We start from the raw sequence: 23,112 nt of genomic DNA on the forward strand, positions 1-23,112 counted from the left end.
GTGAAGTGCAGACCGTCTATCCCTTCGGCGGCAATGCCGACCATTCCGATCCGCGCCAGAAGGACAAGGCCGTGGTGGGCGGCAAGGGCGCCAACCTTGCCGAAATGGCCAGCATCGGCCTGCCGGTGCCCCCGGGCTTCACCATCACCACCGAGGAATGCATTGCCTATCTGAAGGACAGGGGCGATTTTTCGGATAGCCTCAAGAATGCGGTCGCCGTCGCCATGGCCCATATCGAGGCCGCGGTGGGCAAGCGCTTTGGCGATCCGGCCAACCCGCTCCTCGTTTCGGTGCGCTCGGGCGCACGGGTCTCGATGCCGGGGATGATGGACACGGTGCTCAACCTCGGCCTCAATGACGCGACGGTCGAGGGCCTTGCCGCCTCCTCGGGCGATGCCCGCTTTGCCTGGGATTCCTATCGCCGCTTCATCCAGATGTATGGCGACGTGGTGCTCGGGATCGATCACGGCCTGTTCGAGGAAGCGCTCGAGATCGCCAAGGAAGACAAGGGGTTCATCAACGATACCGAGATGGCGGCGGAGGACTGGCAGGCCCTCGTCGGCGCCTACAAGCGCATCGTTGCCGAGGAATTGGGCCACGACTTTCCGCAGGACGTGAACGCGCAGCTGTGGGGCGCGATCCGGGCGGTGTTCGAAAGCTGGGATTCCGAGCGCGCCAAGGTCTATCGGCGGTTGAACGACATTCCCGGCGATTGGGGCACGGCGGTCAACGTGCAGGCGATGGTGTTCGGCAACATGGGCGAGACCAGCGCCACCGGGGTTGCCTTCACCCGCGATCCCGCTACGGGCGCGCGCGCCTATTACGGCGAATATCTCATCAACGCCCAAGGCGAGGACGTGGTCGCCGGCATCCGCACCCCGCAATACCTCACCCGGGCGGCGCGCGAGGCGGCGGGGGCCAAGGCGCCCTCGATGGAGGAGGCGCTGCCCGAGGCCTATGCCGAACTCGCCCGCGTCTTCGACCTGCTCGAACGCCACTACCGCGACATGCAGGACATCGAGTTCACCGTCGAGCGCGGCAAGCTGTGGATGCTCCAGACCCGTTCGGGCAAGCGCACCGCCAAGGCAGCGCTCAAGATGGCGGTGGACATGGTGCACGAGGGCCTGATCGACCAGCGCGAGGCGGTGCGGCGGGTCGATCCCATGGCGCTCGATCAGCTGCTTCACCCGACTCTCGATCCCAAGGCCGAACGCCAGGTGCTCACCACCGGCCTGCCCGCCTCACCGGGGGCGGCGGCGGGGCGCATCGTGCTCGATGCCGATACCGCCGAGCAATGGGCGGGCCGCGGCGAGAAGGTGATCCTGGTGCGGGTCGAGACCAGCCCCGAGGACATTCACGGAATGCACGCCGCCCAGGGCATCCTCACCGCGCGCGGGGGGATGACCAGCCACGCGGCGGTGGTCGCCCGCGGCATGGGCCGCCCCTGCGTTTCGGGCGCGGGCGCTGTCTCGATCGATCGCGCCGCCCGCACCGTCAGGATCGGCACCACCGAGCTCAAGGAAGGCGATGCCATCACGCTTGATGGCGGCACCGGGCAGGTGATGCTCGGGATCGTCCCCACGGTCGAGCCGGAGCTGGCCGGCGATTTCGGCACACTGATGGCTTGGGCAGATGCGATCCGCCGGATGAAGGTGCGCACCAATGCCGAGACGCCCGAGGACTGCCGCATGGCGCGCCAGTTCGGGGCCGAGGGGATCGGCCTGTGCCGCACCGAACACATGTTCTTCGAAGCCTCGCGCATCTCGCTGGTAAGGCAGATGATCCTGGCCGAGAACGAGGCCGCCCGGCGGCGCGCGCTCGACAAGCTGCTGCCCGAGCAGCGCGGCGATTTCATCGCCATCTTCGAAGTCATGGCGGGCCTGCCTTGCACCATCCGCCTGCTCGATCCGCCGCTGCACGAATTCCTGCCCCATGCCGACGAGGAGTTTGCCGAGCTTGCCGATGCCACCGGCCTTGGAGTGGATCACCTCAAGCGCCGGGCGGCGGAGCTGCATGAGTTCAACCCCATGCTCGGCCACCGCGGCTGCCGGCTGGGGATCACCTTCCCCGAAATCTACGCGATGCAGGCCCGCGCGATCTTCGAGGCGGCCTGCGCGGTCAAGCAGGCGAGCGGTGCGGCGCCGCTCCCTGAGATCATGATCCCGCTGGTGGCCACGCGGCGCGAGCTGACGCTCCTCAAGGCGTTGGTGGCGAGGGAAGCTGAAGCGGTCTTTGCCGAGACCGGCACCCGCGTCGATTACCTCGTTGGCACCATGATCGAGCTGCCGCGCGCGGCGCTGATGGCCGGCGAGATCGCCGAGGAAGCCCAGTTCTTTTCCTTCGGTACCAATGATCTCACCCAAACCACGCTGGGCGTGAGCCGGGATGATGCGGCGCGGTTCCTCTCGGTCTATGTCGACAAGGGCATCTTCCCGCGCGATCCCTTTGTCAGCCTCGATGTCGAAGGGGTGGGGCAGCTGGTGGAACTGGCGGCAGCGCGCGGGCGCAAGACCCGGCCCGACATCAAGCTCGGCATCTGCGGCGAGCACGGCGGCGATCCGGCGAGCATCGCCTTCTGCGAGCGGGTCGGGCTCGATTATGTCAGCGCCTCGCCCTATCGGGTGCCGATTGCGCGGCTGGCGGCAGCCCAAGCAGCACTTGAAGCGCCGGCGCTGGCAGCAGGCTAGGTGCCGGCGCGCGAACGCCGCCCGGTCAGCGTGATGATCTCGAAGGTCTCGCGCACCTTGCCATCGGCCTCGGCCCGGGCGGCAAAGGCGGCGCGCGCCCGGGCAAACGCGGCGTGGCCAAGCGGCGCGGCCGGGTAGGCAAGGGCATTGCCGAGCCCCTGATCGCGCAGGTCTGCAACCAGCCGTTCGAGGCTGGCATAGCGCGCCGCCAGCACGTGGCTGTCAACCACCGGATCCTTCCATCCGGCGCGCTGGAGCAGGGCGGGGGCGGCGCGGGCATCGACCATGGGGTGCAGCCGGGCGGCGGGCCGCTCCGGCTCGGCGGCCAGCATCGCCGCGCGCAGTGTCGCAAGGCTCTGCCCGCCGAGGAAGCTCGCGATCGCCAGCCCGCCGGGGGCGAGCGCGCGGTTGATCTGGATGAGCGCGCCGGGAAGATCGTTGACGGCATCAAGCTGGCCCACCACGCCGATGAAATCAAAGGGCCCGCCTTCCAGCGGCTGGGCAGGATCGGCCCGCTCGGCGATCAGCGGCGGCGTGCCCCCTTGCGCAAGATAGGCCGCAAGCGGGGCGGGGTAGGGGCCGATCACCAGCGCGCGCATGGGCGCAAAGCGCAGGAAGGAGAGGCGCTCGATCATGTCGGCGCCGATCTCCTCGATCAGGAAGCGCGCCGCATCGCCGCGCTGGCGCTGGCGCGCCGCGGCGCGCGCCAGCCGGGCCTGGCGGCGGCGTTCGGCAAAGATCTGCGGCACGTGCGGCGTGGTCATCAAAGCCGCCCTGCCGCGCTTGCCAGCGCGGCGCAAGCCATGCGAGAGCTTGCGCCATGGCCACGATCGCCGATCTTGCCGAGGCGCTCGCTCCGCTGGTGGACTTCGTCTATCCGCCGCGCTGCCCTTGCTGCGGAGAGGCGCTCGCCAGCCAGGTGGGGGTGTGCGCCGCCTGCTGGGCCCTGCTCGATCTGCCCGGCGGCCCGCTCGAGGAAGGCGGGGAAGGCGTGCCCGTCTATGCCGCCACGCTCTACAACCCGACCGCGCGGCACCTGGTGCTGGCCTTCAAGCACGGCCGGCGCACCGCCCTGGCGCGGCTGCTCGCGCAGCTGATCGCGGCGCGCCTGCCGCTGGTGCCTCCCGGCGAGGCTCCGCCGCTCCTGATCCCGGTGCCGCTCCATCGCTGGCGCCTGTGGCAGCGGGGGTTCAACCAGGCGGCGCTGCTGGCGCGCGAGCTGGCGCGGCTCGGCAAGGGCGAGGTGCTGCTAGACGCGCTCGAGCGGCCGCGCCGCACCCCGCGCCTTGGCGGGCTGGGACGCGTTGCGCGCGCGGAGGCGCTTGACGGCGCGATCCGGCTCGCGCCGCGCCGGGCGCATCGGGTGGCCGGCCGGGCGGTGATTCTCGTCGATGACGTGCTCACCAGCGGCGCCACCAGCCGCGCCTGCATCGCCGCGCTGCGCGCGGCAGGCCCGGCGCGCATCGCGGTGGCCTGTTTTGCCCGGGTCGAGGCGGGGGTGGATGGGGGCTTTTCGCAAAACACAACGCCCGGGGCCATCAAGACCCCGGGCGCGACGTGACGAAACAGAGCCGATCCGCCCTTGCCGGGCCTCGGTGGCCACCCCCTAACTTGGCCACCGGGATCGTGTCCCTCATCGTTCGATCAGCGCCGTTGGCACCCCGCTGCCATCTGGCCGCCGATCACCCCCTGAACCTGGCACCGGGCGGTGCCTGTGTCTGGTGGAGAACCCCTTGCGAAGGTTCTGATGCTCTTGTTTCACCGACAGCACGATCACGAAAGAGAGCTACGAAGCTTCGCGGATTTTTTTGCGCGCGCTGTTGTGAAGCTGCAACAATCCGCGCATGAGCGGTGCTTTAAGGCAGGTGCGCCGCAACGAGGAGCCGGGGAGCCGGAAGGTGAGCGATCATCCCTTGACCACAGCCGAGCGCGAGCAGGGCAGCGTCTTTGCCCCGAAGTTCGATGCCAACGGGCTGATCACCGCGGTCGTCACCGACCATGCCTCGGGCGCAGTGCTGGTGGTGGCGCACATGAACGCCGAGGCGCTGGAGGCAACGCTGGCGAGCGGGCGAGTGCATTTCTGGTCGCGCTCGCGCGGCAGGCTGTGGATGAAGGGCGAGACCTCGGGCCATGTGCTGGTGGTCGAATCGATCCTCGTCGATTGCGATCAGGACGCGCTGGTGATCCGCGCCCGCGCGGCCGGACCGACCTGCCACACGGGTGCGGCAAGCTGCTTCTACCGCGCGCTTGTGCAGCGCGCGGAGGGGCCTGTTCTCGTAAAGGTCAAAACTTGACGCTCACGTAAAGGGAAGGTAAGGGGAGGCATGGCCAGTGCTCCCGCCCAAGACGATACCCCCGGCAAGGCCAGCGCGCCTGCCGAACCGCTCCACCACGGTGCCCACCTTGATCGGCCCGACAAGCACGCGCGCGAGCAGTTCAGCATTTCCGATCTCACCTCGGAATTCGGCTGCACCGCCCGGGCGCTGCGCTTTTATGAGGACGAGGGGCTGATCAGCCCGGCGCGGGTGGGGCTGACCCGGGTCTATTCCAAGCGCGACCGCGCCCGGCTGGCCTGGATCATGCGCGCCAAGAACGTCGGCTTCTCGCTCAACGAAATCCGCGAGATGATCGATCTTTATGACCTTGGCGATGGCCGAGTCGAGCAGCGTCGTGTCACCATCGAGAAATGCCGCGCGCATATCGCCAAGCTCAAGAAGCAGCGCGACGACATCGATTCCTCGATCAAGGAACTCACCGAATTCGTGGCGATGATCGAGAAGCTGGGGCCTGCGCCCTCGGCCTAGTCCATCGCTGCATCTTCGCCTGCCAAGCATTTCAGCCTGTTCATTCAAGGGAACGAACCATGCCGACCTACACCGCGCCCACCCGCGACACCCGGTTTGTTGTCAACGAACTGCTCGACCTTGCCAGCTACGGCAATCTTCCGGGCTTCGAGAACGCCACGCCAGACGTGATTGACAGCGTCGTCAACGAGGCCGGCAAGTTCTGCGCCGAGGTGCTCGCGCCGCTCAACCAGATCGGTGACGAGCATGGTTGCACCCGGCACGAGGATGGCTCGGTCACCACCCCGCCGGGGTTCAAGGAGGCTTACAAGGCCTATGTCGAGAGCGGCTGGGGCACGCTCGCCCAGCCCGAGGAGTTCGGCGGGCAGGGCCTGCCGCATGTGCTCGCCTTCGTGCTCGAGGAATACACCGGCACCGCCAACCAGGCCTTTGCGATGTATCCCGGCCTTACCAACGGGGCGATCGCGGCGATCCTCGCCAAGGGTTCTGAAGAGCAGAAGAAGACCTATGTGCCCAAGATGGTCTCGGGCGAATGGTCGGGCACGATGAACCTCACCGAGCCGCATTGCGGCACCGATCTTGGGCTGATCCGCACCAAGGCCGTGCCCAATGGCGATGGCACCTATGCGATCACCGGGACCAAGATCTTCATTTCCGCCGGCGAGCATGACCTCACCAGCAACATCATCCACCTGGTGCTGGCCAAGACTCCGGGCGCGCCCGATTCGACCAAGGGCATCTCGCTGTTCATCGTGCCCAAGTTCCTGCTCGACGAGAACGGCAATCCGGGCAAGCGCAATGCCGTCACCTGCGGCTCGATCGAGAAGAAGATGGGCATCCACGGCAACGCCACGTGCCTGCTCAATTACGATGGCGCCACCGGCTACATGGTGGGCGAGGAGAACAAGGGCCTTGCCGCCATGTTCATCATGATGAACGCCGCGCGGCTCGGGGTGGGGATCCAGGGCTATGCCCAGGCCGAGGTCGCCTATCAGAACGCGGTGCGCTACGCGCTCGAGCGGCGCCAGGGCCGGGCGCTGACCGGGCCGGCCGATCCCGAGGCCAAGGCCGATCCGATCTTCGTCCACCCCGATGTGCGGCGGATGCTGATGGACGCCAAGGTCTTCACCGAGGGCATGCGCGCCCTGTGCCTGTGGGGCGCGCTCCAGGTCGATCTCACCCACAAGGCCCCCACGGCCGAGGAGCGCGAGAAGGCCGATCTGCTCATCGGCCTGATGACCCCGGTGATCAAGGGCTATGGCACCGACAAGGGCTATGAGATCGCCACCAACATGCAGCAGGTCTATGGCGGGCATGGCTATGTGCGCGAATGGGGGATGGAACAGTTCGTGCGTGACAGCCGCATCGCCATGATCTACGAGGGCACCAATGGCGTGCAGGCGATGGATCTGTGCGGCCGCAAGCTGCCCGCCGGCGGGGGCAAGGCGATCCAGCTGTTCTTTGCCATGATCGATGAGGAAATCGCTGCGGCCAAGCAGGACGAGCGCCTGAAGCCGATTGCCGAGCGGCTTGAAAAAGCGCTGGGCGAACAGAAGGCGGCGACCATGTGGTTCATGCAGAACGCGCTTGCCAACCCCAACCACCTCGGCGCGGGTGCGCATCACTACATGCACATCATGGGGATCGTCACGCTCGGCTTCTTCTGGCTCAAGATGGCCAAGGTGGCGCTGGAGAAGCTGTCCGGCAACCCAGAGGACAAGGCCTTTTACGAGGCCAAGCTGGTCTCGGCCGATTACTATGCTGAGCGTTTCCTCCCCGATGCCGGGGCGCTGCGGCGCAAGCTCGAGGCGGGCAGCGAGGTGATGATGAAGCTGCCGCCCGAGGCCTTCGCCACCGCCGCCTGATGCAAGAAAGGCGCCGCCTGGCAGCGCGCCAGGCGGCGCCGCGCCAGCGCTAGTCGGCAAGGCCCATGAAGCGCTGGGTTTCCTGCCTCACCTTGGGAGCGGCGGCGCGCGCCACCCGGTCGGCAAGGCTCATGCCGTGGCTGCGCGCCGGGCGCGGTCGGGCAGGCGGGGCAGGGCGCGGCTCGCCCGGGCCAGGGGAGGGTGGCGGCGAGGGTGCAGCATCCGACGGGCCGACAGGTGGCGTTTCGGCTATTGGCGGCGCTTTGGCGGCAGGTGCGACAACTGGCTGCGCAACGGGCGCAGGCGCTGGGGCCGGCGCTGGGGCGGGCTGCGTTGTCAGCGGCTCGGCTGTCGGGGCAGGCGCGGGGGTGCGTGCGGCCCCATCAGGAGTTACGGCTGGCGCAGGCGCTTCGCCCTCGGCGGCCCCGGCCAGCAGCTTGGCCGCCACTTCCTCGATCGAGCCGACCACCAGCAGCGGCTGCCCGCCCTTGATCCCGACGCTGGTCTGGCCGTTTTCGGCGCTGCGCAGCCAAGCGACGTTCTCGGCCACGACGAGGTAGTTTCCGCCACGCGATTCGAGCTTGATGAACTTCATGGTCGCAAGGTTTTCCGCAAGAGCAGGCAAGCGCCGCAGGGCGTGGCCGAGGGTCTAGCCCGATCGGATAAGCAAAGGGTTTACGCGCCGGGGCGAATCTCCTGCGCTTGCACCCTGCGCTGCCGGCCTTGGCGGGGAGCCGCAGCCCCCCTTGTGCCAGACGCGCGCGCGCGTGGGGGCAAGGAAAAGGGCACGCCGGGTGGGCGCAAAGGCTCTCGCCCCGCGCCAGCCCGGCTTTGGTGCGGACTACTCTACGGGCAGGAAATCGGGCACCGAGAGGTAGCGCTCGCCGGTATCGTAGTTGAAGCCCAGCACCCTGCTGTCGGCGGCAAGCTCGGGCAGTTTTTTCGCGATCGCCGCCAGCGTCGCCCCGCTTGAGATCCCCACCAGCATCCCTTCCTCGCGCGCGGCGCGGCGGGCCATCTCCTTGGCTTCCTCGGCGCCGACCGTGATCGCGCCGTCGATGGCATTGGTGTGGAGATTGCCGGGGATGAAGCCCGCGCCGATCCCCTGGATCGGGTGCGGGCCGGGCTGGCCGCCGCTGATCACCGGCGAGAGTTCCGGCTCGACCCCATAGGCCTTCATGGCCGGCCAATGCTCCTTCAGCACCTCGGCGCAGCCGGTCAGGTGCCCGCCGGTGCCCACCCCGGTGATCAGCACGTCGATCGGGGCCTTGGCGAAATCGGCGAGGATCTCGCGCGCGGTGGTGCGGGCGTGGACGGCGGGGTTCGCGGGATTGTCGAACTGGCTCGGCATCCACGCGCCGGGGATCTCCTCGAGCAGTTCCTGCGCGCGTTCGATCGCCCCGCGCATGCCCTTCTCGCGCGGGGTGAGATCGAAGCGCGCGCCATAGGCGAGCATCAGCCGCCGCCGCTCGATGGACATGCTCTCGGGCATCACCAGGATCAGGCGATAGCCCTTGACCGCGGCGACCATGGCAAGGCCGATCCCGGTGTTGCCGCTGGTCGGCTCGATGATCGTGCCTCCGGGCTTGAGCGCGCCGCTCGCCTCGGCATCCTCGACCATGGCGAGCGCAATTCGATCCTTGATCGAGCCGCCCGGATTGGCCCGCTCCGACTTCACCCACACCTCGTGATCGGGGAACATCCGCGCAAGGCGGATATGCGGGGTGCCGCCAATGGTGGCGAGGATGCTGTCAGCCTTCATGTCGATACCTCTTGCTTGAGCGCCTCGGGTTCAAAGCTGGTCGCCCGGCGCAATTCGGGGAAATACCATGCCCATATCAGGGTGACGACTATCGCACCTGCGCCGCCGAAGACAACCGCGCCGACCGCGCCGAGCAGGGCCGCGGCAAGGCCCGATTGCAGCTCGCCCAGCTCGTTCGAGGCCGAGATCGCAAGGCCCGAGATCGCCGAGACCCGCCCGCGCCGGTCATCGGGGGTGAACAATTGCACCAGCGAGCTGCGGATGAAGACCGAGACCATGTCCACCGCCCCGAGCGCTGCGAGGATGGCGAGCGAGAGGAGGAAGTGGCGCGAGAAGGCAAAGGCGATGGTGAGCGCGCCGAAGGCCCCCACCGCCCAAAGCATCTTGGCCCCGACCCCGCGGGTGAGCGGGCGGAAGGAAAGCCACAGCGCCACGGCGGCCGCGCCCAGCGCCGGGGCGGCGCGCATCAGCCCCAGGCCTTCCGGCCCGACATGGAGGATGTCGCGCGCGAACACCGGCAAGAGCGCGGTTGCCCCGGCGAGCAGCACCGCGAACAGGTCGAGCGTGATGCAGCCGAGCAGGAAGCGCTCGCGCCAGACATAGGCCAGCCCCTCGATGATCTGGCGCAGCGGTTTGGGGGGCGGCCCCTCCTGCGCGGCCCTGATCGGGCGCACGGTGAGGATCAGGCCTCCCGCCGCGAGCAGCAGCCCGGCCGAAAGCGCGTGGGGCAGCCAGGCGCTCTGGGCGAAGATCAGCCCGCCCACCGCCGGGCCGATCACGCTCGCGCTCTGCCAGGCGATCGAGGAAAAGGCGATCGCCCGCGGCAAGAGCGCAGCCGGCACGATGTTGGGGGCAATCGCGCTCATCGCCGGGCCGACGAAGACCCGCGCCGTGCCATGCGCGGCGGACAAGGCAAAGAGGATCGGCAGCGTCAGCGCGTCCTGCCAGGTCAGCAGCGCCAGCAGTCCGGCGACTGCCGCATCGATGGCATTGGCAAAGGCGGCAACGTGGCGGCGGTCAAAGCGGTCGGCGGCCAGCCCCGCGATGGGGGTGAGCACCAGCAGCGGCACAAATTGCGCCAGGCCCAGAAGGCCCAGCTGGAACGAGGCTTCGGCCACGCTCATGCCATAATCGGCGCGCGCCACCTCGTAGAGCTGGTAGCCCAGCAGTACCACCATCGCCATGGTCGCAAACACCGCGAGGAAGCGGGCGAGCCAGTAGCGGCGGTAATCGGCGATCTTGAGCGGGGAGGTGGGATCGGTCACAGTGCGCCCATGGCAGGCGGACGCGCCGCTGCCAAGCAGGCGAAACTTGGCGTGGACAAGGCTGACCTATCGCGGGCGGCGCAGACGCGGATTGGGCTGGAGCTGGTCGATGATGGCAAGGAAATCGTCGAGCCGGATGATCCGTTCGAACTGGAAGCCGGCGCGCACGTCGCGCGTCCAGATGACATAGGCCTCGATCCGCCCCACGATCGGCAGGCGAATCATGATCCTGTCGCCGCGCTGGAGCCTTTCGGCATTGTCGACCATGAAGCCGTGGGCCGAAAGGTTGCACACATGCAGGTGCATGTCGCCGTGGGCGAAGTGCTCCACCAGCGCCGAATAGTTGACCGGATGGCGCGCCGCGCGGCGCATTTCGGTCACGCTGAGGTTTGCTCCGCCAGCCACGCGATGCAGTCCTTCCCTCCGTATCGGCATGTAAAAGGCCAATGCCGCAGAAAGGCTGACAATTGGTAAAACGCACGCGGCCCACCCCGGGCGTGTGCGGAGGGCAAGGGTGGGCCGGGGGCTAGCGACGCACCAGCGCGTGGCGCTTCTTGCCGAGGCTGAGACGCAGCGTTTCGCCCTCGGCGGGCAGCACCAGGAAGGCTGGATCGGTGATCGCCGTGCCTTCGAGCTTCACCGCGCCCTCGGCCAGCTTGCGCTTGGCTTCGCCGTTGGAAGCGGTCAGCCCCACTTCGGTGAGGAGCGCAGCGATGCGCATGCCTTCCGGCCCGGTGGCGATGCTGGGCAGATCGGCGCCCGCGCCCGAGCCGGCAAAGGCCTCGCGCGCGGTGGCCTCGGCCCGGGCGGCAGCTTCGGTCCCACGCACCAGCGCGGTGATCTCGTTGGCCAGCACCACCTTGGCAGCATTGATCTCAGCGCCCTCGAGTGCCTCGAGCCGGGCGATCTCGTCAAGCGGCAGATCGGTGAACAGGCGCAGGAAGCGGCCGACATCGCGGTCATCGACATTGCGCCAATACTGCCAGAAATCATAGGCCGGCAGCTGATCCTCGTTGAGCCAGACGGCGCCCGCCGCGGTCTTGCCCATCTTGGCCCCGTCGGCGGTGGTAAGCAGAGGGGTGGTGAGCCCGAACAGCTCGGTCCCGTCGCTGCGCCGGGCAAGCTCGATGCCGTTGACGATATTGCCCCATTGATCCGATCCGCCCATTTGCAAGCGCACGCCAAGTTCGCGTGCCAGGTGCCTGAAATCATAGGCCTGAAGGATCATGTAATTGAATTCGAGGAAGGTCAGCGGCTGCTCGCGCTCAAGCCGCAGGCGCACCGAATCAAAGCTCAGCATCCGGTTGATGGTGAAGTGGGTGCCGACTTCCTGGAGCAGCTCGATATAGCCGAGGCGGGCGAGCCAATCATGATTGTTCACCATCACCGCATCGGTAGGTCCATCACCAAACTTCAACAGCTTGGAAAAGACTGTGAAGATCGATTGGATATTGGCCTCGATCGTCTCGTCGCTCAGCATCCGGCGGCTCTCATCGCGCCCGGAAGGATCGCCGATGCGGGTGGTGCCGCCGCCCATCACCACCACCGGCTTGTGCCCGGCCTGTTGCAACCGGCGCAGCATCATGATCTGCACCAGGCTGCCGACATGGAGCGAAGGGGCGGTGGCATCAAAGCCGATATAGCCGGGCACGATCTGCCGGGCCGCGAGCGCATCGAGCCCTGCGGCATCGGTGAGCTGGTGGATATAGCCGCGCTCGTCGAGCAGGCGCAGCAGATCGGATTCGTAACGGGCTTTGGCAGTGCTCATGGGGCGCGGCCCTATCAGCGCGGGGGCGCGACGGGAAGTGGCTTGCCGCAGCGCGCGGGCGGGGGCAGGAAGCGGCGATGCACCCGCTGATGCTCCATAGCAGCTGCGATGTCGGCCCTGTCCGGGCGGTGACCGCGACGATCATGTCGAGCGCGCAAGGCTGCGCGGCACGCTTCCGGATCGAAGGCAAGATCAAGGCCATCGCCGTGCCTCCGCCTGCACCGCCGGCCCGGCGCGATGGCCTGTGGCAGACCACCTGCTGCGAGATCTTCTGGCAGCCGCTGGGGGGTAGCGCCTATCGCGAGTTCAACCTCTCACCCTCTGGCGCCTTTGCCGCCTATGATTTTGATTCCTGGCGGGAAGGGATGCGCGATGCACCCCTCGATGCGATCACCATCGCCTGCGCGCAAGATGCTGGGGCGCTTGAACTTGAGGCCAGCATCGCCGCCACGCTGGAGTGCCCGGCGCAGGTGGGCTTAAGCGCCGTGATCGAGCTAGCCGATGGGCGCAAGCAATATTGGGCGCTCGCCTTTCCCCCGGGGGCGCCTGATTTCCACGCCGAGGCGGGCCGCACCCTCATCATCGCACGTTAGGCTGCCCCATCCCTGCCGAAGGGCCGGTTGAGCGCCACGATCCGGGCGTTGAGCACCAGCGCAAAGCTCACCCAGGCAAGATAGGGCACGTTGAGCCAACCCGGAAAGCTGTCGCCAACCAGCCGCGGCAGGCCCGCCACCAGCCCGGCGACGCTGAGCCACAGCGCGACCCCTTCCATGAGCGCCCAATCGGGCCGCTTACATTTGAAAAACAGCGGCGACCAGGCGAAATGCGCGGCGAAATTGGCACCGAACAGCGCCCACACCCCGGCGCGCGCGGAGGCGCTCGGCGCCCCTTCCAGCCCGAGATAGAAGCTCCACCCGGCAAGGCCGAGAATCACCGTCCAGGCCGGGCCGAACAGCCAGTCGGGCGGCTGCCAGGCGGGTTTCCTGAGCGCGCGATACCAGGGGCCGATCTCGGTCAGCGCGCCCCCGGCAAGGCCAAGGATGATCGCCCACAACGCCGCCACCAGCGCGCTGGCCCAGTTGATGTCCATTTCCATGCCCATGCAACCCGCGCCGCTGCAGCATCGTTCCCGTCCGTGCCATCTCAAGGGATTGCCTTTGCCCCGGCGCTGTTCCAACGCTTGGGCCATGAAGAATGGTATCGACCGGCTGCTCGCCGATCCCCAGCTCCTGCGCCAGCTCAAGGGCCGGCGGGTCGCCCTTGTCGCGCACCCGGCCAGCCTCACCGCCGAGCTTGTCCACAGCCTCGATGCGCTGATCGCCGCGGGCGTGCCGATCACCAGCGCCTTTGGCCCGCAGCACGGGCTCAAGGGCGACAAGCAGGACAACATGGTCGAGACCGCCGACGAGATCGATCCGCGCTACGGCATCCCGATCTTCTCGCTCTATGGCAAGGTGCGCCGGCCGACCGCGGCGATGATGGACAGCGCCGATGTGTTCCTGTTCGATCTTCAGGATCTGGGCTGCCGCATCTACACCTTTGTCACCACGCTGCTCTATCTGCTCGAGGAGGCGGCCAAAGCCGGCAAGGAGGTGTGGGTGCTCGATCGGCCCAATCCCGCCGGACGCCCGGTCGAGGGCACGCTGCTGGTGCCGGGACAGGAGAGCTTTGTCGGCGCCGCGCCCATGCCGATGCGCCACGGGCTGACCATGGGCGAGATGGGGCACTGGTTCATCGCCCATTTCGGGCTCGATCTTGCCTATCGGGTGGTGCCGATGGAGGGCTGGCGGCCGGACGAGGGCCCGGGCTGGGGCTGGCCGCCCGAGCGGGTGTGGATCAACCCTTCGCCCAACGCCGCGAATCTCAACATGGCGCGCGCATATGCCGGGACGGTGATGCTCGAAGGCACGACCTTGTCCGAAGGGCGCGGCACCACCCGCCCGCTCGAGGTGCTCTTCGGCGCGCCTGATCTTGTGGCAGCTGACGTCATGGCGGCAATGCGGCGGCTTGCGCCCGAGTGGCTGGATGGCTGCGCCCTGCGCGATTGCTGGTTCGAGCCGACCTTCCACAAGCATCAAGGAAAGCTGTGCAATGCCCTAATGATCCATGCCGAAGGGCCCTTCTACCAGCACCATGCCTTCAAGCCGTGGCGGCTCCAGGCGCTGGCCTTCAAGGCGATCCGCCTCATCCACCCCGCCTATCCGCTGTGGCGTGACTTTGCCTATGAATACGAGTTTGATCGCCTTGCCATCGACGTCATCAATGGCGGGCCGGGTTTGCGCGAATGGGTGGACGATCCGGCGGCACGCCCCGAGGATCTTGACGCCATGGCGGCGCATGACGAGGCGGCATGGGTTGCCGAGGTGCGCGCGCACCTGCTTTACTGATTGGCGTCACGCCTGCGCACGGCGCGCGGGATCGGGCGGACAATATGAGAGCGGGCCAAAACATGGCCGCCGCAGACGGGAGAGAATGACGGCATGGCCACCACCGCAGCGCCTGCGCGCCCTCTGCCTTCGGTCAGGCTGACCTTGTGGCTGCTGCTCACGGTCTATATCTTCAATTTCATCGACCGCCAGATCGTCAACATCCTTGCCGAGCCGATCGCGCAGGAACTGAAGCTTTCCGACACCCAGATCGGGCTGATGACGGGGCTGGCCTTCGCGCTGTTCTACACCTTCCTCGGCATTCCCATCGCCCGCCTGGCCGACCGTCCGAGCACCCATCGCCCGCGCCTCATCGCCCTTGCGCTGGCGCTGTGGTCGGGGATGACGGCGCTTTGCGGTCTGGCGCACAGCTTCTGGCACCTGCTGCTGGCGCGCATCGGGGTGGGGGTGGGCGAGGCTGGCTGCACCCCGCCGGCCCATTCGCTCATCAGCGATCTGGTGCCGCCCGAAAGGCGCGCCTCGGCGCTGGCCTTCTATTCGCTCGGCATTCCCATCGGCTCGCTGATGGGGATGGTGATCGGCGGGCTGCTCGCCGATTTCCTCGGCTGGCGCCAGGCCTTCGTGGTGGTGGGCTTGCCCGGCGTGGCGCTGGCGCTGGTGGTGTGGTTCGTGCTGCGCGACCCGCGCCATGCCGATGCCGCCGCAGCCCTTGGGGCGCGCAGCGATGCCCCGGCGCTGCCGCTGGGTGCCGCGCTTGCCGAGGTGATGCGCTCGCGCGCCTTCGTGCTGCTCGTCTGTGCGGGTTCTGCAGCCTCGTTCCTCTCCTATGGCAAGACCACCTGGACGACGATCTTCTTCCAGCGCACCCATGATCTCACCCCTGGCGAGGTGGGGCTGTGGTTCGGCCTATTGGGCGGCCTCGCCGGGATCCTCGGCACCTGGGCCGGGGGCTATCTGGCCGACCGTTTCGGGGCGAAGAACCGCCGCCACGTGCTCAGCGCCCCGGCGATCGGCATGGCGCTGGCCGTGCCGCTCGCGATCGCGGCCTATCACGCGCCGAGCTGGCCGCTGGCCCTCGCGCTGCTGCTGCTGCCGACGGTGTTCAACTCCCTCTATTACGGCCCCACCTATTCCGCCGCGCAGGGGCTGGTGCCCCTGAGGGCCCGGGCGATCGCGGCCGCCGCGCTGCTGTTCTTCCAGAACCTCATCGGGCTGGGGCTGGGGCCGCTGTTCTTCGGCGTCCTGTCAGACCTGCTGCAACCCGCCTTCGGGGCCGATTCGGTGCGCTATGTGCTCTATGGCGCAGCGGTGCTGGGGCTGGTGCCGGCGTTCTTCTTCTGGCGCTGCAGCCTGCACCTCGATGCCGAGCTGGACCGCAAGGGCGCCTAATCCGGCTCGCGGACAGGCTGCACCAGCGCAACCAGCACGAAACTGATCAGCATCAGCAGATACCAGCTCCCAAATTTGGCGAGGCTGACCATGCGCCAGCCTTTTTCCTGCCCGGGATAGTTCCAGGCATTGGCGAAGGTGGCGATGTTCTCGGCAAACCAGATGAACAGCGCGACCAGCCCGAAGCCGACCAGCAGCGGCATCCAGCGATGCGCGCGCCAGTTGCGAAAGTGGACACGGGTGCGCCAGAAGATCGCGGCCGTGGCGGCGAACAACCCCCAGCGGATGTCGATGGTATAGTGGTGGGTGAAAAAGTTGATGTAGATCGCCGCCGCCAAGACCCATGTCATCCACGCAGGCGGGTAACCCGTGAAGCGGAAGTCGAAGATCCGCCACACCCGCGCGATGTAACTCCCCACCGCCGCATACATGAACCCCGAGAACAGCGGCACCGCGCCGATGCGCAGCACGCTCGCCTCGGGGTAGGTCCATGATCCGGCCTGCGTCTTGAACAGCTCCATAACCGTGCCGACGAGGTGGAAGATCAGGATCACCCGCGCCTCGCGCCAGGTCTCCAGCCGCAAGGCGAGCATCCCGGTCTGAATGAGAAGCGCGGCGAGGGTCAGGAAATCATAGCGGTGGAGCGCGGCACCTTCGGGATAGAACAGGTGCGTGCCCAGCAGCAGCGCCAGCAGCAGGCCGCCGAACAGGCAGGCCCAGCCTTGCTTGAAGCCGAAAAGGAGTAACTCATAAATCCAAAGCCGCCATCCCGTCCCCGGATCGAAGGCTTCGAGCCGAAGGCGGACGGCCTCGAAGCGGGTGTGGGGCGCTCTTGTGCCTATGCTCAAGCCCCGTGCTTGCGGCTCAGCTCGCGCATCGCATCATCAAGGCCCTCGAGCGTCAGCGGATACATGCGATCATTCATGATCTGTTTGATCATCTTGGTTGATTGCGAATAGCCCCACTGCTTTTCGGGCACGGGATTGAGCCACACGGTCGCAGGATAGGTGTTGACCACGCGCTGCAGCCACACCGCGCCGGCTTCCTCGTTCATGTGTTCGACGCTGCCGCCCGGATGCGTGATCTCGTAGGGGCTCATCGCCGCGTCGCCGACGAAGATGGTCTTGTAGTCGTGCCCATATTTGTGGAGCACGTCCCAGGTCTTGGTGCGCTCCTGCCAGCGCCGACGGTTGTCCTTCCACACCCCTTCATAAAGGCAGTTGTGGAAGTAGAAGAACTCCATGTTCTTGAATTCGCTGGTGGCGGCGCTGAACAGTTCCTCGACCAGCTTGATGAAGGGGTCCATCGAGCCGCCGACATCGAGAAAGAGCAGCAGCTTGACGGCATTCCTGCGCTCGGGCCGCATCTTGATGTCGAGCCAGCCCTGCTTGGCGGTGCCTTCGATCGTGCCGGGAATGTCAAGCTCGTCGGCCGCGCCCTCGCGGGCAAAGCGGCGCAGGCGGCGCAGCGCCATCTTGATGTTGCGGGTGCCAAGCTCGCGGGTGTTGTCGAGGTTCTTGAACTCGCGCTTTTCCCACACCTTGATCGCGCGGCCGTGCTTGCTCTCTCCGCCGATGCGCACGCCTTCGGGATTGTAGCCCGAATTGCCGAAGGGCGATGTACCCCCGGTGCCGATCCACTTGTTGCCGCCCTGGTGGCGCTTTTCCTGCTCAGCCAGACGCTTTTTCAGCGTCTCCATGATCTCGTCCCAGCTGCCCAGCGACTTGATCTTCTCCATCTCCTCGGGGCTGAGGAACTTCTCGGCCACGGCCTTGAGCCAGTCTTCCGGGATCGAGACCGGGTTCTGGCCATAGTCGGAGATGATCCCCTTGAAGACCTTGTTGAACACCTGGTCGAAGCGGTCGAGCAGGCCCTCGTCCTTCACGAAGGTGGCGCGGGAGAGATAGTAGAAGGCTTCGGGCGTCTGCTCGATCACGTCCCGGTCGAGCGCCTCGATCAGGGTGAGGTGCTCCTTGAACGAGGCCGGGATCCCGGCAGCGCGCAGCTCATCGACGAAATTGAAGAACATGGAGCTGGGCCTAGCGCAAGCCGGGGCGCCTTTCCAGCCGCGCAATTGCGAGGGGACAAGGCTTGCGTTAAGAATTGCATGGTAGCGCTACCTTTTGGAGAAGGGGCCATAGTGGGGGAGCAGGCATCGCCAATGAATATCGCAGCAAAAGTTGTCTCGCCCGACAGCAGCGCCATCGCCGCCAGCTGCGGCGAGGTGGTGATCGGGTGCAGCGATGTCGCCGGCATCGTGCGGCAGGTGATCGATTCCTCCGCCGCGCTGCGCACCGAGCACCGGATGCTGGCCGAGACCTTCGCCGCGCTCGAGACCGATCAGCAGCGGGTGCGCGAGGCGAGCGATGAGGCAAGGCTGATCTCGGCCGAGGCGATCCACCGGCTCGAACAGGGCACGGCGCAGATCGAATCCTCGCTCGCGCGGATCGCCGATCTGCTCGCGCTGGTGGGCGCGCTGGCCGAGCATGTCACCAGCTTTGCCGCTGCCATGGCCCAGGTGCAGCGTTCGGCCAAGGATATCGACGCGATCGCCGGGACCACCAACATCCTTGCCTTGAACGCCACGATCGAGGCGATGCGCGCGGGCGAGGCCGGGCGCACCTTCGCGGTGGTGGCTGCCGAGGTCAAGCAACTGGCCGGCCACACCCGCAAGGCCACCGAGGAGATCTCGCGCACCATCGAGGCGCTGGGGAGCGAGGCCGAACAGGTGATCGCCCGCATCGACGAGGGCGCCCGGGCGAGCGATTCGGCCCGTGCCTCGGTCGATGCGATCAAGCAGACCATCGGCACCGTGGCCGAGCTGGTGCGCGATGTCGATCGTCAGAACGACCAGATCGCCCGCGCCACCGGCACGATCAGCGCGCATGTGGGCCGGGTCCACGATGTGCTCGTGCGCTTCGAGCGCGCCAGCGAGGCCGATGAGGACAAGCTCCACGGTGTCCATGCCAAGGTGGCCGAGCTTGAGGACCGGGCGAGCGTGATGTTCGATCACATCGTCGGCGCCGGCCTCTCCCCGCGCGACAGCGCCATCGTGGCGATCGCCGAGGAAGCCGCTGCCGAGGCCAGGCGGATTGCCGAGGCGGCGCTCGCCGATGGCACGCTCACCCCGGCGATGCTGTTCGACGAGGATTACCGCCCCGTCCCCGGCACCAATCCGCAGCTGTTTCGCACCAGCCTTTCCGACTGGGCCGATCGCCACTGGCGCCCGCTGCTCGATGCAACCATGGAACGCGATGGGGCGATCATCGCGGCGGTGTGCGATGATCGCAACGGCTTCATGCCTACCCATCTCACCGCCCGCAGCCGCCAGCCGACCGGCGATTATACCCACGATCTGCAATTCTGCCGGAACGGACGGATCATCACCACGCCCTTCGACAAGTGGGTGAAGCAGGCAACCAAACCCTTTTCGATGGCGGTCTATCGCCACGAGGGCGACGGCGCGCATTACCGCGTGGTGCGCCTCGTCAGCGTGCCGCTGGTGCTGGCCGGCCGGCGCTGGGGCGAGTTCGAGATCTCCTACGTGATCTAGCCTGGGCCGGCGCCGCATTTACCCGGCGGTAACCAAACGCCCTCTAGCCTGCAGCGCAACCACAAGGGGCGCGCCGCATGAAAGAGATCACCATCGATACCACCAATGCCCGGGCCTTGGGCATGATCCCCGAGAGCTGCGGTGCGGTGACGGTGGGCTGCACCGATGTGGCCGGGGTGGTGGAAGCGGTGATCGCCTCCTCGCGCGCGCTGCGCAGCGAGCACGAGGCGCTGGCCGAAACCGTGCGCGCGCTCGAGGCCGATCAGGCGAAGGTGGCCGAGGCGAGCGACGAGGCCCGGCTGCTCTCCGAACGCGCGATCGAGCGGCTCGGCGAGGGCACTGCGCTGATCCAGTCTTCGCTGGCGCAGATCGCCGGGCTGATCGAACTGGTCGATGCGCTTGGCCAGCACGTCACCGGCTTTGCCGCGGCGATGGAGCAGGTGCGCCGCAGCGCCCAGGATATCGACGCGATTGCCGAGACCACCAACATCCTTGCCCTGAATGCCACGATCGAGGCGATGCGCGCGGGCGAGGCCGGGCGCACCTTCGCGGTGGTCGCCGCCGAGGTCAAAAGCCTTGCCGGGGATACCCGCAAGGCAACCGAGGAGATCGCCGCCACGATCGATGCACTGGGCAGCGAGGCGGCCGAGGTGATCGGGCGGATCGAGGCTGGCTCGAAGGCCAGCGGCGAGGCGCGCGCCTCGGTCGGGCAGATCGAAAGCACGATCACCAAGGTCGGCGCCCTGGTTGAGGAGGTTGACCGGCAGAACGATCTCATCGCCCGCGCCACCGGCACGATCAGCGGCCATGTCGACAAGGTTCAGCGGGTGCTTACCAGCTTCGATGCCGCCGCGCGTGCCAACGAGGATCGGCTCCACGGCGCCCATCGCAAGATGGAGGAGCTGGAGATTACCGCGAGCGAGATGTTCGACCGCATCGTCCAGGCCGGCCTCTCGCCCGAGGACAGCGCGATGGTGGCCCAGGCGCAGGAGATCATGCAGGCGCTGCGCGCCCATACCGAAGCGGCGCTGGCCAGCGGGACGCTTACCATGGCGGCGCTGTTCGACACCGATTATGTCCCGGTGCCCGGCACCAATCCGCAGCTCTATCGCACCCGCCTGTCGGACTGGGCCGATGCCGAATGGCGCCCCTTCCTCGATCGCGCCAAGGCCAGCGATGCCCGCGTATTGGCCGCGGCCTGCACCGACATGAACGGCTTTCTGCCCACCCACCTTACCGAACGTTCGCGCCGGCCCACCGGCGATCTTGCCCACGACACGCAATATTGCCGCAACGGACGGATCATGTTCGAGGCGATCGATCGCAAGGCCAAGGCCAGCACCGCGCCCTTCATGATGGCGGTCTATCGCCAGGAGGGCGATGGGCAGACCTATCAGGTGGTGCGCAATGTCTATGTCCCGCTGGTGTTCGGCGGGCGCCGGTGGGGCGATTTCGAACTGGCTTACAGCTTCGATTGACGCCTGGCCGCGATCGCGCGACGTTCTTGCAATGTTTCACGTGAAACATTGCCATTGACGCTCCGCAGAGGTGGGGGCTGGATCGGGGTCTTGGCCGGGCCTGGCGGGGGCTCAGGCCCCTAAGGCCACCTAATTGGATGGCACAGTGATCGTCGTGCCCTGGTTCTCCTCCAGCAGCCCTGCCGAATAAATCGGGGCAACCCTGCCCGGAAGGCCAAGCACCTGCTGAGGCGTGGGCAGCCGGTCGAAAGGCGGATAGGCGGCCTCGGTCACCCCGTTCGATTGCGTGACCAGAAAGCCTTTGGACGGTTTCATCAGCGGCCCCATGTCATAGGCCTTCACCCATAGGCTGGTGCCGCTGTCGCCCAGCGCGATCAGGTAATGATCGGCCTGCCCTTCGCGGCGGTAGATGCCGAATTGCGGCTGCGAGGCGGTATCGCGGCACCACACGGCGTCTCCGCCTGCCGGTGCCTTGGCCTCCTTGTCGCGCGCCACCTTGAGCATTGCGCCGAGCATGATGCTCCCCGTCATGTCGAGCTTGATCGGCCTTGCTCTCTTGCCCGGCGCCATGGGTGCCGTGCAGTCCGCGATCTCGGCAAAGCCCGGGGCGGGGTGGGCGGCATCGGGCAGAGCCACGAGGTTGATGAATTGCACCATCCGCGCCTCTAGCGCCGCGGCCTCAAGCGTCTTGGAACTCATCCTGAGCTTCACCAGCCAGCCATCGTGCAGCCACAGTGCCAGGCCGCTGGCGGTGAGATCGCCTTTGGTGGGCGTCACGATCCTGAGGCCGCTTTTCTCGCCCGCGCGATTGGGCGGGGTGAAGCGTGTCACCTTGACCGCGTTCACATTGACATCGCCGAGGATCGGGTTGGCAAACATCCCCGCCGCCGCCCTGTCGGCCCACACCGCGACCGAGGCAGGGGCGGCGCGGTAGATGTAGAGGTCTGCCCAACTGCCCGTTGCCGGATCGCCAAAGGCGATGCCGATATTGTAGCCGTCTTCGTCGAACTGCTCGCTGTCGCCGCGCTCGAACCCGGCCAGCGCCGCGGGCAGGGTCAGGCCGGAACGATCATGGCTCCAGGTCGCCACCGGACGCGCCGCCGACCCATTGTCCTCGGCAACGACCGGCGCACCACCAAAAAGCGCGCCCGCCAGCCCCAAGGTCAGCGCAAAGCGATGGAAATTCTGCATGATCGGCCCTCTCCAGTCCCGCCCCGACCATATATTGGGCCGCGCGCAGGGCAAGGGGCGCCTGTGGACCTGGCGGAGATCAGTCTCGTTAGCCCTCAGCTCGGATTGCGCCGGGCCATGAAGGCGAGCCGTTCGAACAGCATGATATCCTGCTCGTTCTTGAGCAGCGCGCCGTGGAGCGGGGGAATTGCGCTCGCCGGATTGCTGCTTTGCAGCACCTCGAGCGGCATGTCCTCGTTGAGCAGGAGCTTGAGCCAATCGAGCAATTCGCTGGTCGAGGGCTTTTTCTTGAGGCCCGGCACCTCGCGCAGATCATAGAAGATGTCCATCGCCTTCTTCACCAGCGCCTTCTGGATGCCGGGGAAGTGGACATCGATGATCGCCTGCATCGTCTCGCGATCGGGAAAGCGGATGTAGTGGAAGAAGCAGCGCCGCAGGAAGGCGTCGGGCAGTTCCTTCTCGTTGTTCGAGGTGATGACCACGATCGGGCGCTCCTTGGCCTCGATGCGCTCCTGCGTCTCGTAAACGTCGAAGCTCATCCGATCGAGCTCCTGCAACAAGTCATTGGGAAACTCGATATCGGCCTTGTCGATCTCGTCGATCAGCAGCACGGGGAGCTTTTCCGAGGTGAAAGCTTCCCACAGCTTGCCCTTCTTGATGTAATTGCGGATGTCGTGCACCCGCTCATCGCCCAGCTGGCCATCGCGCAGACGGGCGACCGCGTCATATTCATAGAGGCCCTGCTGCGCCTTGGTGGTGGACTTGATGTTCCATTCGATCAGCGGGGCATCCAGCGCCTTGGCGATCTCGTGCGCCAGCACGGTCTTGCCGGTGCCCGGCTCACCCTTGACCAGCAGCGGGCGGCGCAAGGTGACGGCGGCATTGACCGCGACCTTCAAATCCTCGGTGGCGATGTAGGAGGAGGTGCCTTCGAAACGCTGCTGCTGCTCGCTCATCGGGTTT

General features: G+C 66.9%; 21 protein-coding genes. 10 read left to right on the forward strand and 11 right to left on the reverse strand.

Annotated features, from left to right (window positions below; genetic code table 11):
- Positions 1-5: 5 nt before the first annotated feature.
- On the forward strand, positions 6-2,687 hold the full coding sequence (gene ppdK, locus G524_RS0100640) for a pyruvate, phosphate dikinase (RefSeq protein ID WP_027441969.1): 2,682 nt from the start codon (positions 6-8) through the stop codon (positions 2,685-2,687).
- On the opposite strand, the gene G524_RS0100645 is transcribed toward ppdK, so the two are convergent.
- Entirely contained in the window at positions 2,684-3,451 is a 768-nt protein-coding gene (locus tag G524_RS0100645; RefSeq protein ID WP_027441970.1) for a methyltransferase domain-containing protein, read from the reverse strand. The two genes, ppdK and G524_RS0100645, sit on opposite strands and share 4 nt — an antisense overlap.
- A 56-nt stretch (positions 3,452-3,507) precedes the next feature.
- Here G524_RS0100645 and G524_RS14550 point away from each other — a divergent pair, with 56 nt between their 5' ends.
- The 4 genes from G524_RS14550 to G524_RS0100665 all read left to right on the forward strand — a co-directional run bounded on the left by G524_RS14550 (position 3,508) and on the right by G524_RS0100665 (position 7,356).
- The gene (locus G524_RS14550) at positions 3,508-4,248 is read left to right on the forward strand and encodes a ComF family protein (RefSeq protein ID WP_051220797.1); all 741 of its coding nucleotides are present in this window, start codon (positions 3,508-3,510) and stop codon (positions 4,246-4,248) included.
- A 283-nt stretch (positions 4,249-4,531) separates the two neighbouring features.
- On the forward strand, positions 4,532-4,981 hold the full coding sequence (hisI, locus tag G524_RS0100655; RefSeq protein WP_084624994.1) for a phosphoribosyl-AMP cyclohydrolase: 450 nt from the start codon (positions 4,532-4,534) through the stop codon (positions 4,979-4,981).
- Positions 4,982-5,011: 30 nt separating this feature from the next.
- Positions 5,012-5,491 (forward strand): MerR family transcriptional regulator, encoded by a 480-nt coding sequence (locus G524_RS0100660; RefSeq protein ID WP_027441972.1) that lies wholly within the window; start codon positions 5,012-5,014, stop codon positions 5,489-5,491.
- Positions 5,492-5,550: 59 nt separating this feature from the next.
- Entirely contained in the window at positions 5,551-7,356 is a 1,806-nt protein-coding gene (locus G524_RS0100665; protein WP_027441973.1) for an acyl-CoA dehydrogenase C-terminal domain-containing protein, read from the forward strand.
- A gap of 49 nt (positions 7,357-7,405) precedes the next feature.
- Here the strand turns inward: G524_RS0100665 and G524_RS17275 are convergent, their stop codons facing one another.
- The 5 genes from G524_RS17275 to tyrS form a co-directional block, all read right to left on the reverse strand.
- Positions 7,406-7,951, reverse strand: coding sequence for a hypothetical protein (locus tag G524_RS17275; protein WP_051220798.1), 546 nt, complete (start codon positions 7,949-7,951; stop codon positions 7,406-7,408).
- A gap of 246 nt (positions 7,952-8,197) precedes the next feature.
- Positions 8,198-9,118, reverse strand: a complete 921-nt coding sequence (gene cysK / locus G524_RS0100675; RefSeq protein ID WP_027441974.1) for a cysteine synthase A — start codon at positions 9,116-9,118, stop codon at positions 8,198-8,200.
- Complete coding sequence (locus G524_RS14560) at positions 9,115-10,383, reverse strand: MFS transporter (RefSeq protein WP_036857031.1); 1,269 nt, start codon at positions 10,381-10,383, stop codon at positions 9,115-9,117. Before G524_RS14560 ends, cysK begins: the two co-directional genes overlap by 4 nt.
- 66 nt (positions 10,384-10,449) lie before the next feature.
- Positions 10,450-10,788, reverse strand: coding sequence for a PilZ domain-containing protein (locus tag G524_RS0100685; protein ID WP_027441975.1), 339 nt, complete (start codon positions 10,786-10,788; stop codon positions 10,450-10,452).
- 121 nt (positions 10,789-10,909) lie between these two features.
- Positions 10,910-12,151, reverse strand: a complete 1,242-nt coding sequence (gene tyrS / locus G524_RS0100690; RefSeq protein WP_027441976.1) for a tyrosine--tRNA ligase — start codon at positions 12,149-12,151, stop codon at positions 10,910-10,912.
- Between the two features lie 89 nt (positions 12,152-12,240).
- Here tyrS and G524_RS0100695 point away from each other — a divergent pair, with 89 nt between their 5' ends.
- A complete protein-coding gene (locus G524_RS0100695) occupies positions 12,241-12,744 on the forward strand; it encodes a DOMON-like domain-containing protein (RefSeq protein WP_036857166.1) in 504 nt (167 codons plus the stop codon).
- Here the strand turns inward: G524_RS0100695 and G524_RS0100700 are convergent.
- The gene (locus tag G524_RS0100700; protein WP_027441978.1) at positions 12,741-13,241 is read right to left on the reverse strand and encodes a TspO/MBR family protein; all 501 of its coding nucleotides are present in this window, start codon (positions 13,239-13,241) and stop codon (positions 12,741-12,743) included. The genes G524_RS0100695 and G524_RS0100700 overlap by 4 nt on opposite strands.
- A gap of 97 nt (positions 13,242-13,338) precedes the next feature.
- Here G524_RS0100700 and G524_RS0100705 point away from each other — a divergent pair, with 97 nt between their 5' ends.
- Together G524_RS0100705 and G524_RS0100710 are read left to right on the forward strand one after the other, a co-directional pair.
- Positions 13,339-14,538, forward strand: a complete 1,200-nt coding sequence (locus tag G524_RS0100705) for an exo-beta-N-acetylmuramidase NamZ family protein (protein ID WP_027441979.1) — start codon at positions 13,339-13,341, stop codon at positions 14,536-14,538.
- A 93-nt stretch (positions 14,539-14,631) separates the two neighbouring features.
- Positions 14,632-15,927 (forward strand): spinster family MFS transporter, encoded by a 1,296-nt coding sequence (locus G524_RS0100710; protein ID WP_027441980.1) that lies wholly within the window; start codon positions 14,632-14,634, stop codon positions 15,925-15,927.
- On the opposite strand, the gene G524_RS0100715 is transcribed toward G524_RS0100710, so the two are convergent.
- Positions 15,924-16,775, reverse strand: a complete 852-nt coding sequence (locus tag G524_RS0100715) for a DUF817 domain-containing protein (protein WP_027441981.1) — start codon at positions 16,773-16,775, stop codon at positions 15,924-15,926. The two genes, G524_RS0100710 and G524_RS0100715, sit on opposite strands and share 4 nt — an antisense overlap.
- The gene (locus tag G524_RS0100720; RefSeq protein WP_027441982.1) at positions 16,772-17,956 is read right to left on the reverse strand and encodes a vWA domain-containing protein; all 1,185 of its coding nucleotides are present in this window, start codon (positions 17,954-17,956) and stop codon (positions 16,772-16,774) included. Before G524_RS0100720 ends, G524_RS0100715 begins: the two co-directional genes overlap by 4 nt.
- A gap of 132 nt (positions 17,957-18,088) precedes the next feature.
- Here G524_RS0100720 and G524_RS0100725 point away from each other — a divergent pair, with 132 nt between their 5' ends.
- Together G524_RS0100725 and G524_RS0100730 are read left to right on the forward strand one after the other, a co-directional pair.
- Positions 18,089-19,480, forward strand: a complete 1,392-nt coding sequence (locus tag G524_RS0100725) for a methyl-accepting chemotaxis protein (RefSeq protein WP_036857034.1) — start codon at positions 18,089-18,091, stop codon at positions 19,478-19,480.
- A 77-nt stretch (positions 19,481-19,557) separates the two neighbouring features.
- Positions 19,558-20,958 (forward strand): methyl-accepting chemotaxis protein, encoded by a 1,401-nt coding sequence (locus G524_RS0100730; RefSeq protein WP_027441984.1) that lies wholly within the window; start codon positions 19,558-19,560, stop codon positions 20,956-20,958.
- A 129-nt stretch (positions 20,959-21,087) separates the two neighbouring features.
- Here the strand turns inward: G524_RS0100730 and G524_RS0100735 are convergent, their stop codons facing one another.
- Together G524_RS0100735 and G524_RS0100740 are read right to left on the reverse strand one after the other, a co-directional pair.
- A complete protein-coding gene (locus tag G524_RS0100735; protein WP_027441985.1) occupies positions 21,088-22,149 on the reverse strand; it encodes a hypothetical protein in 1,062 nt (353 codons plus the stop codon).
- 95 nt (positions 22,150-22,244) lie between these two features.
- Positions 22,245-23,105, reverse strand: a complete 861-nt coding sequence (locus tag G524_RS0100740; RefSeq protein ID WP_027441986.1) for an AAA family ATPase — start codon at positions 23,103-23,105, stop codon at positions 22,245-22,247.
- Between the last annotated feature and the right edge of the window lie 7 nt (positions 23,106-23,112).

It is taken from the genome of Erythrobacter cryptus DSM 12079 (assembly GCF_000422985.1).
Classification (GTDB): domain Bacteria; phylum Pseudomonadota; class Alphaproteobacteria; order Sphingomonadales; family Sphingomonadaceae; genus Erythrobacter; species Erythrobacter cryptus.